Source organism: Cupriavidus oxalaticus (genome assembly GCF_004768545.1).
Lineage (GTDB): Bacteria > Pseudomonadota > Gammaproteobacteria > Burkholderiales > Burkholderiaceae > Cupriavidus > Cupriavidus oxalaticus_A.
Genome location: NZ_CP038635.1, coordinates 2450288 through 2465436 on the forward strand (window position 1 = coordinate 2450288; position 15149 = coordinate 2465436).

A 15149-nucleotide genomic window follows, 5' to 3' on the forward strand; every position below is an offset into this window, starting at 1 on the left:
CCTCAGTGCATGCCCTGCGGGCGCGTGCTCCACAGCATGGTCTTCATCGCCGCGGTGCCGACCGCGGCGCCAAAGCGCTTGGCCACGCGCTCGGCGATGTTTTCCTTGACCGTATAGTCGACGATATCCTCGGCCTTGAGCACGTCGCGCGCGACCGAATCGGCGGTCCCCAGCGCGTCGGCCAGGCCTAGTTCGATGCTGCGCTCGCCCGACCAGAACAGGCCGGAGAACAGCTCCGGGTCATCCTTGAGCCGGTCGCCCCGGCCCTCCTTCACCACGTCGATGAACTGCTCGTGGATTTCCTTGAGCATGGTCTCGGCGTAGGCCTTCTGCCTGGGCATCTGCGGCGAGAACGGGTCGAGCATGCCCTTGTTGGCGCCCGCGGTGTACAGCCGGCGCTCTACGCCCAGCTTGTCCATCAGGCCGGTAAAGCCGAAACCATCCATCAGCACGCCGATCGAGCCCACGATGCTGGCCTTGTCGACATAGATCTTGTCGGCCGCCGCAGCCACGTAATAGCCACCCGAGGCACAGATTTCCTCGACCACGACATAGAACGGCTTGGATGGATAGAGTCCGCGCAGCCGGTGGATCTCATCGTTGATGATGCCGGCCTGCACCGGCGAGCCGCCTGGGGAGTTGATCTTGAGGATCACGCCGGCGGCATTGGTGTCGGCGAATGCCGCCTGCAGCGAGGCATTGATCGACTCGGCGCCGGCCGGCGTACCGGCCGCGATCTCGCCCTCCAGCGTGACCATCGCGGTATGGCGGCCGGACGTGTTGATGCCGTCGCCCTTGAAATCGAACAGCGCGATGAAGATCAGCGCCAACAGGCCCAGTCCGACGAAGCGGAAGAAGATGCGCCAGCGGCGTGCGGCGCGCTGCTCGCGCAGCGATGCCGTCAGCACCTTTTCCAGGACATCGCGCTCCCAGCCGGCCGCGCCCACCGGACCGCTCCCGGCCGCTCCGGCATCCCCAGCCATGCGGGCCTTGCGTTGGCGCTGCTCTCGCCGCGCCGCATCGTCGCCGGCGCGCAGTTCGCTTTCCAGCGGATAGTCGGCCTGCTTCGCGGTGACCAGGCGTTCGGACTCGGGCCGGTTCGCATCGTCCTGCCCGGGCTCAGGCGATTCGCCCGATGCTCCCGGTTGACCAATAGGCGGCTTCTGCTCTTCTGTCATGCAACTCGCTCGTGGAAGGCTTGGAAACAGAACGGGCGGCCAGGCCGCCCGTCATTAGGCGCCGTCCGCTTGCGCGGCGGCCCGGTACGGACCCTCGGGAAACCAGTAAACCTGGCCATCGCGCTCTTCGATGCGCAGCTTGGCCAGCGCCGCGCCGCGGCAGGGACCGCCGACGCACTCGCCGCTGTCCGGCGCATAAACCGCGCCATGTGTGGCGCACATCAAGTATAGGCCCGAGCTATCGAAGAACCGCCCCTCCTGCCAGTCGAGCTCCATCGGCACGTGCGCGCACTGGTTCAGGTAGCCATGCGCGGCACCGTCGAAGCGCACCACGAAGGCGCCGATTTCGCGGCTGTCCAGCACCACCGGGAAGCGCACCCCCAGGCCGCCCTCTTCCAGGTCTGCCGCGGCGCACAGCCGCACCGCCCCCTGGCCGGCCGCGCTCTCAGGCATGGGTCAGCAGCCAGTCGGTCAGGTCGGCGATCGACGTGGCGCAATGCACCGGCGCCATCGCCCGCAGCGAGTCGCCCGGATGTGCGCCATAACACACCCCAATGCCCGCAGCGCCGGCATTGACCGCCATCTGCAGGTCATGGGTGGTGTCGCCCACCATGACGGTGCGCTCCATGTCCTGTCCCAGCTCACGCGTCAGCTCTTGCAGCATGGCCGGATGCGGCTTGGAAAAGGTTTCGTCGGCACAGCGGGTGGCGTCGAAAAGCTGCGTCAGGCCGCTGGCGGCGAGCGCGCGCTGCAGGCCGACGCGGGTCTTGCCAGTGGCGACGCCGAGGAAATAGTGCTCGGCGCGCAGCGCTTCCAGCATCTCGCGCACGCCGTCGAACAGCACCAGGTCGGCGTCGCGGGTCAGGAAGTGGTAGCGGTAGCGTTCCGCCAGGCGCGGGTAGTCGACCGGGTCCAGCGTCGGCACGGCATACGACAATGCATCCTTCAGCCCCAGCCCGATCACATGGCTGGCCGCGCTGTCGTCCGGCACGGGCAGGCCCAGGTCACGGCTAGCAAGCTGGATGCACTTGGCGATGGTCGGGGTCGAGTCCATCAGCGTCCCGTCCCAGTCGAAAACGATCAGGTCAAATTGTTGCCTGGCCATGGTTGTCCTTGTGGCATTGATTGCGCGGCCCTACTCCGGGGCGCGCAGCTGTCGCAATTGTTGCAGGAATCCGACGCATTCGTCCGGCAGCGGCGCCTCGACGGCCAGCGTCTGCCCCGTTGCCGGGTGGACGAACACCAGCCGGTGGGCGTGCAGGAACATGCGCCTGATGCCGGGATTGGCGGCGGAACGCGCCAGTGACTTGTTCAGGGGGAAATCGCCGTACTTCTCGTCGCCGACGATCGGGAATCCCGAATGGGCCAGGTGGACGCGGATCTGGTGCGTCCGGCCGGTCTTCAGCTCGGCTTCCAGCAAGGTAAAGCCGGGAAACGCCTCGATCCGGTTGAATACCGTGTGCGACGCCAGCCCGTCGGCCTGTACCCGCACGCGTCGCTCGCCGTCGGGCGTGGTGTACTTATATAGAGGCAGCTTCACGTGCTGGCGGTTGTTCGGGAATTCCCCGGCCACGCAGGCGAAATACCGCTTGTCCATGCTGTTGCCGCGGATCTGCTCATGCAGGTGGACCAGCGCCGAGCGCTTCTTGGCCAGCACCAGGATGCCGGAGGTCTCCCGGTCGAGCCGGTGCACCAGCTCGAGGAACTTGGCCTGCGGCCGGGCCTGGCGCAGCTGCTCGATCACGCCGAAGGCAACACCCGAGCCGCCATGGACCGCCACGCCGGCGGGCTTGTTCACCACCAGCAGCTGCGCGTCCTCGAACAGCACGGGAAACTCGCTGGCCGGCACCGGCTGCGCCCCGGATTGCGACGGAGTCGCCACACGCATCGGCGGGATCCGCACCACGTCCCCCGACTGCAGACGATAAGTGGCATCGATACGGCCCTTGTTGACGCGCACTTCGCCAGACCGCAATACCCGGTAGATATGGCTCTTGGGTACGCCCTTGGCCACCTTCAACAGGAAGTTGTCGATGCGCTGGCCTTCGGAGCCTTCGTCAATCGTGACATACGCCACCTGCGGGCTTGCCGGCGCTACATCGGCAGGCTTTTCAATTTGATGGCGTAACTCATTCATTTTCAATATAATTTCCTCGCTGTTCCGGCCGGGGGCCGGCAGCGCAAGACCTGTGTAAGCGATCAATCCCGTGATTAATCTTGGATTGACCGCATTCTACACTTGGGGTCGCCGCCAGCCCGGCACGTCTTCCGCCCTGCGCCGCTTCATTGCGTGATCCGCGCGGGCGCCAGACGGCCAAATGGCGGTAATAGCAGCACGCACGATATCGCCGGCACGCAGGAAGTCGCCCATAGGAGGCTTCGGCGCAGCAAACGATGACGTGGGAACAGAGTGTTCAGGTAAAACAGAATTTAAGAGTGGATGCCCCTGCCGGCATCCGCTTCGGTGAGAGAAGTCCCGCCTGCACCGGGAAACGGTGCCGGCCGGCAGGCCAGCCTGCCGCCTGACTGGAAATACCGGCGCCCGGTCGCAGAACTCCAAGAAGTAGTAGGTGCGCCCGCCAGGAGATGTCAGGCAGCATCGGCAGCCTTGCCGTGTCCGAAAAATTTGCTCTTTGACGCGTCTAGGCCTTCCGCGGCCCGGCCGCGATGCCGCCGGCGCCGCGCCGGTGCCGGTCATGCCGGCGAAATGCATCGCCTCCGGAACGGGAACGCGCCAGTGTCTGCCAGAGCAGCCGCCGGCGCCCTCTCCCGCCCCACGGACGTTACCCCGACGTCATCGCCTCTCTTTCACCCGCGCCCAGCCGCTCGCCTTTGCGCGAAACGGCGCTTTCCGGCAATTCTCGCGCCTTCGCTCGCTCCCTCGCGTGCTCCATGAATCGCCGCGGACACCGCCCAGACGGTGCAACCGCGGCACCGGAGTGAGGTATTGCGATGAAACGCATGCTGTTCAACGCGACGCAACAGGAGGAATTGCGCGTCGCCATCGTCGACGGTCAGAAACTGATCGACATCGACATCGAGACTGCCGGGCGCGAACAGCGCAAGGGCAATATCTACAAGGGTGTCATCACCCGCATTGAACCCTCGCTGGAAGCCTGCTTCGTCAACTACGGCGAAGAGCGCCACGGCTTCCTGCCGTTCAAGGAAGTTGCCCGCGCCTTCTTCAAGGAAGGCATCGACGTGCGCAACGCACGCATCCAGGATGCCCTGCATGAAGGCCAGGAACTGATCGTCCAGGTCGAGAAGGAAGAGCGCGGCAACAAGGGCGCGGCCCTGACCACCTTTATCTCGCTGGCCGGCCGCTACCTGGTGCTGATGCCGAACAACCCGCGCGGCGGCGGTGTGTCGCGCCGCATCGAGGGCGAAGACCGCCAGGAGCTGCGCGAGACCATGGCGCAGCTGACCGTGCCGGAAGGCATGAGCATCATCGCCCGGACCGCGGGCATCGGCCGCTCGGCCGAGGAACTGCAGTGGGACCTGAACTACCTTCTGCAGCTGTGGAAGGCCATCGATGGCGCCGCCGGCGACAACAAGGCCCCGCTGCTGATTTACCTGGAATCGAGCCTGGTCATCCGCGCCATCCGCGATTACTTCCAGCCGGATATCGGCGAGATCCTGATCGATACCGACGAGATCTACGAACAGGCCCGCGCCTTCATGAGCGTGGTGATGCCTGACAACATGAACCGCGTGAAGAAGTACCGGGACGACGTGCCCCTCTTCTCGCGTTTCCAGATCGAGCACCAGATCGAGTCGGCCTACTCGCGCATGGTCATGCTGCCGTCCGGCGGCGCCATCGTGATCGACCACACCGAGGCACTGGTGTCCGTGGACGTGAACTCGGCCCGCGCCACCAAGGGCGCCGACATCGAGGAAACCGCGCTGCGCACCAACCTCGAGGCCGCTGACGAAATTGCCCGCCAGCTGCGCCTGCGCGACCTGGGCGGCCTGATCGTGATCGACTTCATCGACATGGAATCGGGCAAGGCCCAGAAGGACGTGGAAACGCGCCTGAAGGACGCGCTGCGCCACGACCGCGCGCGCGTGCAGATGGGCAAGATCAGCCGCTTCGGCCTGATGGAGCTGTCGCGCCAGCGCCTGCGCCCGTCGCTGTCGGAGGGCTCGCACATCACTTGCCCGCGCTGCAACGGCACGGGCCACATCCGCGATACCGAATCGTCCGCCTTGCAGGTCCTGCGCATCATCCAGGAAGAGGCGATGAAGGAAAACACCGCCGCCATCCACTGCCAGGTGCCGGTGGAGGTTGCCGCCTTCCTGCTGAACGAGAAGCGCCAGGAAATCAACCTGATCGAGCTGCGCTTCAAGGTCAACGTGCTGCTGATCCCGAACAAGCACCTGGAAACGCCGCACTACAAGCTGGAGCGCCTGCGCCACGACGACCCGCGCCTGGAAGACAGCACCGCCAGCTACAAGATGGCTGAGGCTGCGGCCAAGGAGCTGGAAGCCGACACCAGCTACAGCAGCCGCCGCAAGGAAGAAGCCAAGCCGCGCCAGGAAGCGGCGGTCAAGGGGATCACGCCGGAACAGCCGGCTCCGGTTTCCGTGCCGCGTCCGGAGCGCGCCCCGCGTCCGGAAGCCGCCCCGGCAGCTCCGCCCGTCCCTGCCACCAAGCCGGTGGAAGCCGGCGGCTTCATCGCCTGGCTGAAGGGCCTGTTCGGCGCGCGCCCGGCGCCTGCGCCGGTGGTTGAGCCGGCCAAGCCGGTGGCGGCCGCCGAAAGCCGCGGTGGCGAAGGCCGCCGCGAGCGCGGCCAGCGCGGCGAAGGCCGTGGCCAGCGCGGCGAGCGGGCCGAACGTGGCGAGCGCGGTGAACGTACCGAACGTGCCGAGCGCGGCGAACGTGGCGAGCGCCAGGAACGCGGTGACCGCCAGCCTCGCGGTCAGCGTGCAGAGCGCGGTGAGCGTGCCGAGCGTGGCGAGCGCCAGCAAGGCGAGCGCGGCGAACAACGCGAAGGCCGTGGCGAGCGCCAGGGCCGCCAGCCGCGCCAGCAGGAAGGCCAGGCCACTCCGGCCGTCGCCCGCCAGGCTGAAGGCGCCCAGGGCGAACGTGCCCAGGGCGAGCGCGCCGAAGCCCGCCAGGAAGGCCGCCGCGAACGTGGCCAGGAACGCGGCCAGGAACGCCGCGAGCGTCAGCGCGATCGCCAGCGCGAGCGCAGCGACCTGCGTGAAACCGAAGCCGGCGAAGCGCCGCAGCCGGAAGCCGTAGCCGTCGCCCAGGCGCTGGGCGTGCTGCCGCAGGCCGCCGCGGACGAAGTGCCAGCCGTGCGCGCCGAACTGCCGGAAGGTGCCGAAGGATTCGCCGAAACCGCCGAGGGCGAAGAGCGCCGCCGCCGTAACCGTCGTGGCCGCAACCGCTATCGCCGCGAGCGCGACGAAGCCGGCCAGGGCACGCAAGGTGAAGGCGAAGCCGCTCAGGAAGGCGCTGCCGAGACCGCCGAAGGCATCGCTCCGGTGACCGCCGAGGCCGCCGAGGCGGCTCCGCAAGCCGCTTCCCAGGCCGCACCGCAAGCCGAGCCGGCACCGCAGGCAGCTGTTGCTGTTGCCGCGGCGGAAAGCGTCGAAGCGATCCGCATCGCCGTGCCGGAAGGCGTGACCCCTGCCCCCGCCACTGAACCGGCAGCGGCACCGGCCCCGGTAGCCGCACCCGTGGCCGAACCCGTGGCCGAACCCGCCCCGGCCGCCGTGGCCGCGCAAGCGGAAGCCGCCGCAGCCGTGACCGAGGCGATCGCCGCCGAAGCCGTGGCCGAGCCGGTCGTGGCCGCAGCCGTGGAACCCGCCCCTGCCGTGGCCGCGCCCGCCGCGGAACCGGCCGCCGCGCCGGTCGCGATGGAAAGCCTCGAGCCGATGCTCGCCGGCGCCGGCCTGCAGTGGGTCCACACCGATGCCGACAAGCTGCGCTCCGCCCAGGAAGCGGCTGCACGCATCGTGCCGGCGCCGCGCGTGCCGCGCGAGCGCAAGCCGCTGCCGCCACTGCCTCAGGGTCCGATGATCCTGGTCGAAACCAGCCGTCGCGAAGTGGACATGGCGTCGCAGCAGTAAGCCTGCCCGGGTGCCGCCGCTGGCACCCGCGTTCGCTGCAGAGGGGACAGCCTTGGCTGTCCCTTTTTCATGCGCGCCAAATCCCCGAGATTCGCGGGAATGCGGCTCCCCGGGCGCCCACTCGGCTAGAATGGCAGCAAATGCATCCGGGCTTCCGAAGTCCCCCGGCCCGGCCTTGGCAGGCCACTCGCCGGAGCAGCAGCGCCCACCCACAGGCCATGACCGAATCCGTCATTCCGATCTTCGACCTGCGCGACCATCGCTACCACTCGATGACGCCGCGCATCCCCGGCAAGCTGGAACCGCCCTCCGGCCTGGTGGCCGATACCCGCGGCCGGCCGCTGCATGACCTGCGCATCTCGGTGACAGACCGCTGCAACTTCCGCTGCGTCTACTGCATGCCGAAGGAAGTGTTCGATAAGGACTACACCTTCCTGCCGCACTCAGAACTGCTCAGCTTTGAAGAGATCGAGCGCACCGCGCGCCTGTTCGTCGCGCACGGCGTCGAGAAGATCCGCCTGACCGGCGGCGAGCCACTGCTGCGCAAGAATATCGAGCACCTGGTCGAGATGCTGGCAAAGATCGAGACCGTCTCCGGCAAGCCACTCGACCTGACGCTGACCACCAATGCCTCGCTGCTGGCGCGCAAGGCGCGCTCGCTGCGCGACGCCGGCCTGACGCGCGTCAGCGTCAGCCTCGACGCGATCGACGACGCCACCTTCCGCCGCATGAACGACGTCGACTTCGCCGTCGCCGACGTGCTGCACGGCATCGAGACCGCGCAGGCCGTTGGACTGGCGCCGATCAAGGTCAACATGGTGGTCAAGCGCGGCACCAACGACCAGGAAATCGTGCCGATGGCGCGCCATTTCCGCCACAGCGGCATCATCGTCCGCTATATCGAATTCATGGATGTCGGCGCCAGCAACCACTGGCAGATGGACGAGGTGCTGCCCTCGGCCGAGGTCGTGCGCCGCCTCGATGCCGAGTTCCCGCTGGAACCCGTGCAGGCCAACTACAGCGGCGAGACCGCCGAACGCTGGCGCTATCGCGACGGCAGCGGTGAAATCGGCGTGATCTCCAGCGTTACCCATGCGTTCTGCGGCGATTGCAGCCGCATCCGGCTGTCCACCGAGGGCCGGCTCTACCTGTGCCTGTTCGCCACCGAGGGCTATGACCTGCGCGCGCTGCTGCGCGGCGGCTACAGCGACCTGGAGATCTCGAACGCGATCGCGCAGGTATGGCAGGGGCGCACCGACAACTATTCCGAGCAGCGCGGCGACCCGGCGGTGCGCCAGGCACGCGCCGAGCGCAAGATCGAGATGTCCTATATCGGCGGCTGAACCCGCCGCCGCACCTTCATGATTGCACGCGACGACATCACCGGCCTGATTCTCGCAGGCGGCAGGGGCAGCCGCATGGGCGGCACCGACAAGGGGCTGCAGCCGCTGCACGGAACGCCCATGGCGATGCATACGATGATGCGCCTTGGCCCGCAGGTCGGCGGCCTGATCATCAACGCCAACCGCAACCTGGCTGCCTATGAATCGTTCGGCGTGCCGGTCTACACCGACACCGTGCCCGATTTCGCCGGGCCGCTGGCCGGCATGCTTGCGGGACTGGAACAGTGCGGCACATCCTGGATGGTGACGGCGCCATGCGACTCGCCTTTTCTCCCCACCGACCTCGTGGCGCGGCTGGCGCAGGCCATCGAGTCCGAGGGCGCGGAACTGGCGATCCCGGTGACGCTGGATGAAACCGGCAAGCGCCAGACCCAACCCGTGTTCTGCCTGATGCCGGTCAGCGCGCTGGACAGCCTGGTCGCGTATCTTTCCGGCGGCGGCCGCAAGATCGAGACCTGGGCCGCCTCGCACCGGCTGGCCGAGGTGATGTTCGACGACGCCGCGGCCTTCGCCAATATCAACACGCTGGACGAACTGCGCACGCACGAAAGCCGCTAGTCGCCGCAATCACCCGCCGCCGAGCCACCATGCCTTCCCTGCAATCCGTCATTTCCTGCCTGTCCGACTACGATCCCACCGCGCTGCCGGTGGACCAGGCCAACCGCATCATCGGCGAGGTGGTGGAGCCGGTGCGCGGCATCGAACAGCTGCCGATCCGCAGCGCGCTCGACCGCGTGCTGGCCGAGGGCATCGTCTCGACCATCGACGTGCCGGCCCATGACAATTCGGCCATGGATGGCTACGCCTTCTGCAGCGAAGCGCTCGCCGCCGCGCAGACTGACATGGTCGAGCTTGAAGTGATCGGCAGCGCCTTCGCCGGCGGCGCCGGTGCGCTCGCGCCCACGGCCGTGCAGGCGGTACGTATCATGACCGGCGCGGTAATGCCGGCCGGCTGCGACACGGTGGTGCCGCAGGAATTCGTCGAAACGGTGGCCGACGGCGCCCGCATCCGCTTTGCCGCCGACTGCGTGCGCGCCGGCGACAACCGCCGCCTGCGCGGCGAAGACCTGGCCCGCGGCCAGGCCGCGCTGCCGGCCGGCCGCATCGTCCAGCCCGCCGACCTGGGCCTGCTGGCCTCGCTGGGCATTGCCGAAGTGCGCGTGCGCCGGAAGCTGCGCGTGGCCTTCTTCTCCACCGGCGATGAACTGCGCTCGATCGGCGAACCGCTGGACGCTGGCTGCGTCTACGACTCGAACCGCTATACGCTGCACGGCATGCTGCGCCGGATGAACGTCGAACTGCTCGACATGGGCGTGGTGCGCGACGACCCCGAGGCGCTGGAAACGGCTTTCCGCACTGCCTGCGAAAGCGCCGACGCGGTCATCACCTCGGGCGGCGTCTCGGTCGGCGAGGCCGACTACACCAAGCAGATCATGGCACGCCTGGGGGATGTCACCTTCTGGAAGATCGCCATGCGCCCGGGCCGGCCAATGGCGTTCGGGCGTATTGGCAGCAGCGAGGGCTGCGATTCGGCGCTGCTGTTCGGCCTTCCGGGCAACCCCGTCGCGGTGATGGTCACCTTCTACCACTTCGTGCGGTCGGCGCTGCACCGATTGATGGGTGCCAGCGTGCCGCCGCTGCCGCTGCTGCAAGTGCGCAGCGCGCAGGCGATCCGCAAGAAGCCCGGCCGCACCGAATACCAGCGCGGTATCCTGGGCCGGGCGGCTGACGGGCAGTGGGAAGTGCGCATCACCGGCCAGCAGGGCTCAGGCGTGCTGCGCTCGATGAGCGAAGCCAACTGCTTTATCGTGCTCGGCCACGAGCATGACTCGGTCAAGGCCGGCGATCCGGTCGAGGTCATGCTGTTCGACGGGCTGATCTGAGGGTTGCTCTGAGGTTGATCTGAGCATGGCAAGAAGGCCGGCCGCATCGCTGCGGCGGCAATGTGTCGTATTTGTGCTGCACATTTGCCGCCGTGACGCGTCCGGCGCTTGGCTTTCAGCCTTGCCGTGGGCAGCGGACTATGCTTGGGGTCGGGCAGTCGCTACACTTGGCGCACGATTCAGCAACAATCAAGTTATCCCCAGTCATGAATCAGGAGATCGCCTACCTCCACCCCGTGAAGACCGCCCGCGCGCTGGTGCTGGTCTACCTGTGCTTCTCCCTGCCGATCGTCTCGCTGGGGCTGTTCGTTACCTTTATCCGCTACGGCGACCTGCCTGCGATCACGGTCTTCAGCGCGATCATCCTGAATGCGCTGATCGGCTTCGGCCTGCTGTGGCTGGCGTGCAAGGCTTACAACTGGGTGGCTGCCCGCTTTGGCGGCATCGAAGTCCACGTGCGCGAGCTGGCGCCCGAAGACGACCGCTGAACCTTCGCTGATGCACGGGCCGGCGGGCTGCCGGCCGCCTCGCCCGCGTTGCGGGCGTTCCCTGCACCGGCAGGCGCTCAACCGCCGCTGTCATCCGGCGTCTGCGCCGCCTCCACCGTCTCCACCCCGTTCAGTCCCAGCAACTGCTGCGCGGCATCGCCCGGCAGCGCTTCCACCGTCCGCAGCTTGCGCGCCATCTGGCGCGTGCGCACCTCGGCCTGCTCGATATTGCGCGCCGCGCGCTCGAGCGTGTCGCGGGTCTTGGCCAGCACGTCGCCGAACTTGCCGAACTCGGTCTTGACCGCGCCCAGCACCTCCCACACTTCGCTCGAGCGCTTCTCTAGCGCCAGCGTGCGGAAGCCCATCTGCAAGCTGTTCAGCAGCGCGGTCAGCGTGGTCGGGCCCGCCACGGTAACGCGATAGTCGCGCTGCAGCAGGTCGGTCAGGCCTGGTCGCCGCAACACTTCGGCATACAGCCCTTCGGTCGGCAGGAACAGGATTGCGAAATCGGTAGTCTGTGGCGGCGCCAGGTATTTTTCGGCAATGGTCTGCGCCTCTCGGCGCAAGGCAACTTCCAGTTCGCGGCCGAAGGCGATGACGCCGTCCGGGTCACCGCGCTCCTGCGCATCGACCAGCCGCTCGTACTGTTCCTTGGGAAACTTGGCATCGACCGGTAGCCACACCGGCGTGCCGCCGTCGCCATCGCCGCCCGCGGCCTTGCCGGGCAGACGAATGGCAAATTCCACCCGCGCGCCAGAGTTGCGCACCGTTTCGACGTTCTTGCCGTACTGGTCCGGCGTCAGCATCTGCTCCAGCAGCATCTCAAGCTGGACTTCGCCCCAGGTGCCGCGCGACTTCACGTTGGTCAGCACCTTCTTCAGGTCGCCCACGCCCTGCGCCAGCGCCTGCATTTCGCCCAGCCCGCGATGCACCTGCTCGAGGCGATCCGAGACCAGCCGGAACGACTCGCCCAGGCGCTGCTCCAGCGTCGCATGCAGTTTCTCGTCGACGGTACGGCGCATCTCCTCCAGCTTGGCCGCGTTATTGGCCTCGATGTCGCGCAGCTTCTGCTCCAGCGTGGCGCGCACCTCCGCCAGGCGGCGCTCGTTGGCTTCGGACATCTGCGCCAGCTGCTGCTGCAGGCCGTCGCCGAAGCGGCGCAGCGCTCCCGCCTGTTCGTCGCGCGCCTGCTGGCCTTGCAGCATCAGGTGCTGGCGTACGTGCTCGAGCTGCTGCGTGTTGGACCCGGTCAGCTTGGCGAGCTGCTGCGCGAAGGTGTCGATCTGGTTGTTCTGCAGCGTGGCAATGCCGGTCAGCTGCGACGACAGCGCCTGCTGGAAGCGCAGCATCTGCTGGGCCGACTCGTCGCGGTTGCCGCGCGCGGCCTCGGCTACATCGGTACGGACCTCACGCTCCACGCGCTCCATGCCGCGCGCCCCTTCGACGCGTAATTCGGCAAGCTGGCGGGCCAGTTCGGCGCCGGGCGAGGCGGCCTGCTGGCGCAACAGCACGATCACCAGCAGGACGACCGCGAGCAGCGCCACGGCCAGCGTCAGGTACGGAATCAAGGACATGCAGCAACAGGTTAAGCGACGGACAAGCGGGCGCGCCTCAGCGGCGGCCCGGCATGACTTCAGGGTTGATCACGGTGGGCGGATGGCCGGCCTGCGGGCCCTGGTCGAGCGCGGCGATCAGGTTGTCGGCGGCCAGCGTCGCCATGGCGCGGCGGGTCTTTTCCGAGGCGCTGGCGATATGCGGCGTCAGCACGACGTTGGGCACCGTCAGCAGGTCCGGATGGACACTGGGCTCGCCCTCGAACACATCCAGCCCGGCGCCGAAGATGCGCTTGTCGCGCAGCGCCTGCGCCAGCGCTGCGTCGTCGACGATGCCGCCGCGCGCGAGGTTGACCAGCGTCGCCGTCGGCTTCATCAGCGCCAGCTCGGCGGCGCCGATGGCATGGTGGCTCTGCGGGCCATAAGGCAGCACCAGCAGCAGGTGGTCGGATTGGCGCAACAGTTCCTCCTTGCTGACATAGCGGGCGTTGAGCGTGCGCTCGGTGTCCGCCGGCAGCTGGCTGCGGTTGTGGTACAGCACGCTCATGCCAAACCCGCTGGCACGGCGCGCCAGCGCCTGGCCGATGCGGCCCATGCCAAGGATGCCGAGCGTGCTGCCGTATAAATCCATGCCGACGAGCATGTCGTAGCTCCAGCGCTGCCACTTGCCGGCGCGCAGGTAGTGCTCGGACTCGGTGACGCGGCGCGCGGTGGCCATCAGCAGCGCCCAGCCGAAGTCGGCGGTGGTCTCGGTCAGCACGTCGGGCGTATTGGTGGCGACGATGCCCGCGGCGGTCAGTGCCGGCACGTCGAGGTTGTTGTAGCCGACGGCCATGTTGCACACCGCGCGCAGCGACGGCAGCGCGGCAACCAGGTCCGCGTCGATGCGGTCGGCGGCGTTGGCCAGCACGCCGGCCTTGCCGGCCAGCCGGGCCTTCAGCGCGGCGGCATCAAGCACCGCGTCCTGCTGGTTGTCGTCGACATCGAAATACTGCGCCAGGCGGTCGATCACTTCGGGATAGATGGCGCGGGTGACAAGGACGGACGGCTTCATGGCATCACACATGGAAGAAGAGGAAGGTCATGATGACGAACAGCGGCATCAGGAAAATGCCCGAGTACAGCATGTAGCCGAAGAAGCTCGGCATGCGCACGCCGCGGTTCTCGGCAATGGCCTTGACCATCAGGTTGGGCGCGTTGCCGATATAGGTATTGGCGCCCATGAACACCGCGCCGGCGGAAATCGCGGCCAGAGTCGAGGCGTCGCGCGTCATCAGCGTGGCGGCATCGCCGCCGGCGGTGTTGAAGAACACCAGGTAGGTCGGCGCATTGTCCAGGAACGACGACAGCAGCCCGGTCGCCCAGAAATACATGCTGTCGACCGGCTGCCCGTTGCCGTCGCTGACCGCGCGAATTACGCCGGCAAAGGCGCCGTCTGTGCCGGACTTGAGCATGGCGATCACCGGGATGATGGTCAGGAAGATCCCTGCGAACAGCTTGCCGACCTCCAGGATCGGCTCCCAGTTGAACTCGTTGCCCGCGCGCGCGGTGTGCGGCGTGACCAGCAGCGACACCACCGCCACCACGATCAGCAGCGCATCGCGCACCGCCGCCTGCAGCGGCACGTCGGTGCCGAAGACGTTGAACGAGATGGCCGGCTGCCACAGCCCGCTCATCAGCACCAGGCCGATCAGGGCCAGCAGCAGCACGAAGTTGATCTTGCCGTCGATCGTGATGCCGTGGGAGTCCGGCGTGGGATCGTTCCGCTGCGGCAGTTCTTCCTCCTTGTTGCGGTAGTAATGGCGGTCGACCAGGTAGAACACCACCAGCAGCACCGCGCAGATAAACAACGTCTCCAGGTAGATGTTGCGCATGGTCCAGAAGAAGTCCACGCCCTTCAGGAAGCCAAGGAACAGCGGCGGATCGCCCAGCGGCGTCAGCGAGCCGCCGGCATTTGCCACCAGGAAGATAAAGAACACGACCACGTGCGCCACATGCCGGCGGTTGTCATTGGCGCGCAGCAACGGACGGATCAGCAGCATGGCCGCGCCGGTAGTCCCCATGAAGCTTGCCAGCAGGGTACCCAGCGCCAGGATGCCCGTATTGAGCCGCGGTGTCCCGTGCAGGTTGCCGCGCACGCAGATGCCGCCCGCGACGATATAGAGCGAAGCGATCAGCGAGATGAAGGGGATGTACTCGGCGAGCAGCGCATGCACCGCGCTGGCGGCGGCCGCATGCGTGCCGAACACCGCGGCGAACGGCAGCAGGAACAGCAGCCCCCAGCCCGCAGAGATCTTGCCATAGTGGTGGTGCCAGAACTTGGGCGCGAGCAGAGGCCACAGCGCGACTGACAGCAGGATGCCGGCAAACGGCAGGCCCCATAGCGGCGACAGTGCGGCCCCCTCTATGTCCGCGGCATGCGCGGCCACAGGGAAGACAGCAAAGACAGCTGCCAGCATGGTCAGCATCGGCAACGGTACGAAAGCACGTCGCATCAGGCAGGATCTCCTCGGGAATGCAGCGTTCATGGTGCATCGAGCCCCCGCAACGAACGGCGTGCGGGCTC

12 protein-coding genes are annotated in these 15149 nt (G+C 67.4%); 5 read left to right on the forward strand and 7 right to left on the reverse strand.

The window, feature by feature from the left end; translation table 11 throughout:
• Positions 1 to 2: 2 nt before the first annotated feature.
• Genes E0W60_RS22210 through E0W60_RS22225 form a run of 4 tightly spaced genes read right to left on the reverse strand, consistent with a single transcriptional unit; the run spans position 3 to position 3315 of the window.
• Positions 3 to 1178 (reverse strand): S49 family peptidase, encoded by a 1176-nt coding sequence (locus E0W60_RS22210; RefSeq protein WP_133095524.1) that lies wholly within the window; start codon positions 1176 to 1178, stop codon positions 3 to 5.
• Positions 1179 to 1232: 54 nt separating this feature from the next.
• Positions 1233 to 1631, reverse strand: coding sequence for a Rieske (2Fe-2S) protein (locus tag E0W60_RS22215; RefSeq protein WP_135705567.1), 399 nt, complete (start codon positions 1629 to 1631; stop codon positions 1233 to 1235).
• A complete protein-coding gene (locus E0W60_RS22220; RefSeq protein WP_135705568.1) occupies positions 1624 to 2283 on the reverse strand; it encodes an HAD-IA family hydrolase in 660 nt (219 codons plus the stop codon). The genes E0W60_RS22215 and E0W60_RS22220 overlap by 8 nt, the downstream gene beginning before the upstream one ends.
• A 30-nt stretch (positions 2284 to 2313) precedes the next feature.
• Positions 2314 to 3315, reverse strand: a complete 1002-nt coding sequence (locus E0W60_RS22225; protein WP_133095521.1) for an RluA family pseudouridine synthase — start codon at positions 3313 to 3315, stop codon at positions 2314 to 2316.
• A gap of 815 nt (positions 3316 to 4130) precedes the next feature.
• On the opposite strand from E0W60_RS22225, the gene E0W60_RS22230 reads away from it, so the two are divergent.
• The 5 genes from E0W60_RS22230 to E0W60_RS22250 all read left to right on the forward strand — a co-directional run bounded on the left by E0W60_RS22230 (position 4131) and on the right by E0W60_RS22250 (position 11030).
• Entirely contained in the window at positions 4131 to 7256 is a 3126-nt protein-coding gene (locus E0W60_RS22230; RefSeq protein ID WP_135705569.1) for an Rne/Rng family ribonuclease, read from the forward strand.
• A 218-nt stretch (positions 7257 to 7474) separates the two neighbouring features.
• Positions 7475 to 8599: a GTP 3',8-cyclase MoaA gene (moaA, locus tag E0W60_RS22235; protein WP_135705570.1), complete on the forward strand. Its 1125-nt coding sequence runs from the start codon at positions 7475 to 7477 to the stop codon at positions 8597 to 8599.
• An 18-nt stretch (positions 8600 to 8617) separates the two neighbouring features.
• Entirely contained in the window at positions 8618 to 9217 is a 600-nt protein-coding gene (gene mobA / locus E0W60_RS22240) for a molybdenum cofactor guanylyltransferase MobA (RefSeq protein WP_133095518.1), read from the forward strand.
• A gap of 29 nt (positions 9218 to 9246) precedes the next feature.
• Positions 9247 to 10542 (forward strand): molybdopterin molybdotransferase MoeA, encoded by a 1296-nt coding sequence (gene moeA / locus E0W60_RS22245; protein ID WP_135705571.1) that lies wholly within the window; start codon positions 9247 to 9249, stop codon positions 10540 to 10542.
• Between the two features lie 206 nt (positions 10543 to 10748).
• Positions 10749 to 11030 (forward strand): hypothetical protein, encoded by a 282-nt coding sequence (locus tag E0W60_RS22250; protein WP_029046288.1) that lies wholly within the window; start codon positions 10749 to 10751, stop codon positions 11028 to 11030.
• Between the two features lie 77 nt (positions 11031 to 11107).
• On the opposite strand, the gene rmuC is transcribed toward E0W60_RS22250, so the two are convergent.
• Genes rmuC through E0W60_RS22265 form a run of 3 tightly spaced genes read right to left on the reverse strand, consistent with a single transcriptional unit; the run spans position 11108 to position 15078 of the window.
• The gene (gene rmuC, locus E0W60_RS22255) at positions 11108 to 12604 is read right to left on the reverse strand and encodes a DNA recombination protein RmuC (protein ID WP_135705572.1); all 1497 of its coding nucleotides are present in this window, start codon (positions 12602 to 12604) and stop codon (positions 11108 to 11110) included.
• Positions 12605 to 12641: 37 nt separating this feature from the next.
• The gene (locus E0W60_RS22260) at positions 12642 to 13637 is read right to left on the reverse strand and encodes a 2-hydroxyacid dehydrogenase (protein ID WP_133095515.1); all 996 of its coding nucleotides are present in this window, start codon (positions 13635 to 13637) and stop codon (positions 12642 to 12644) included.
• Positions 13638 to 13641: 4 nt separating this feature from the next.
• The gene (locus E0W60_RS22265) at positions 13642 to 15078 is read right to left on the reverse strand and encodes a sodium:proton antiporter (RefSeq protein ID WP_133095514.1); all 1437 of its coding nucleotides are present in this window, start codon (positions 15076 to 15078) and stop codon (positions 13642 to 13644) included.
• Positions 15079 to 15149 lie beyond the last annotated feature (71 nt).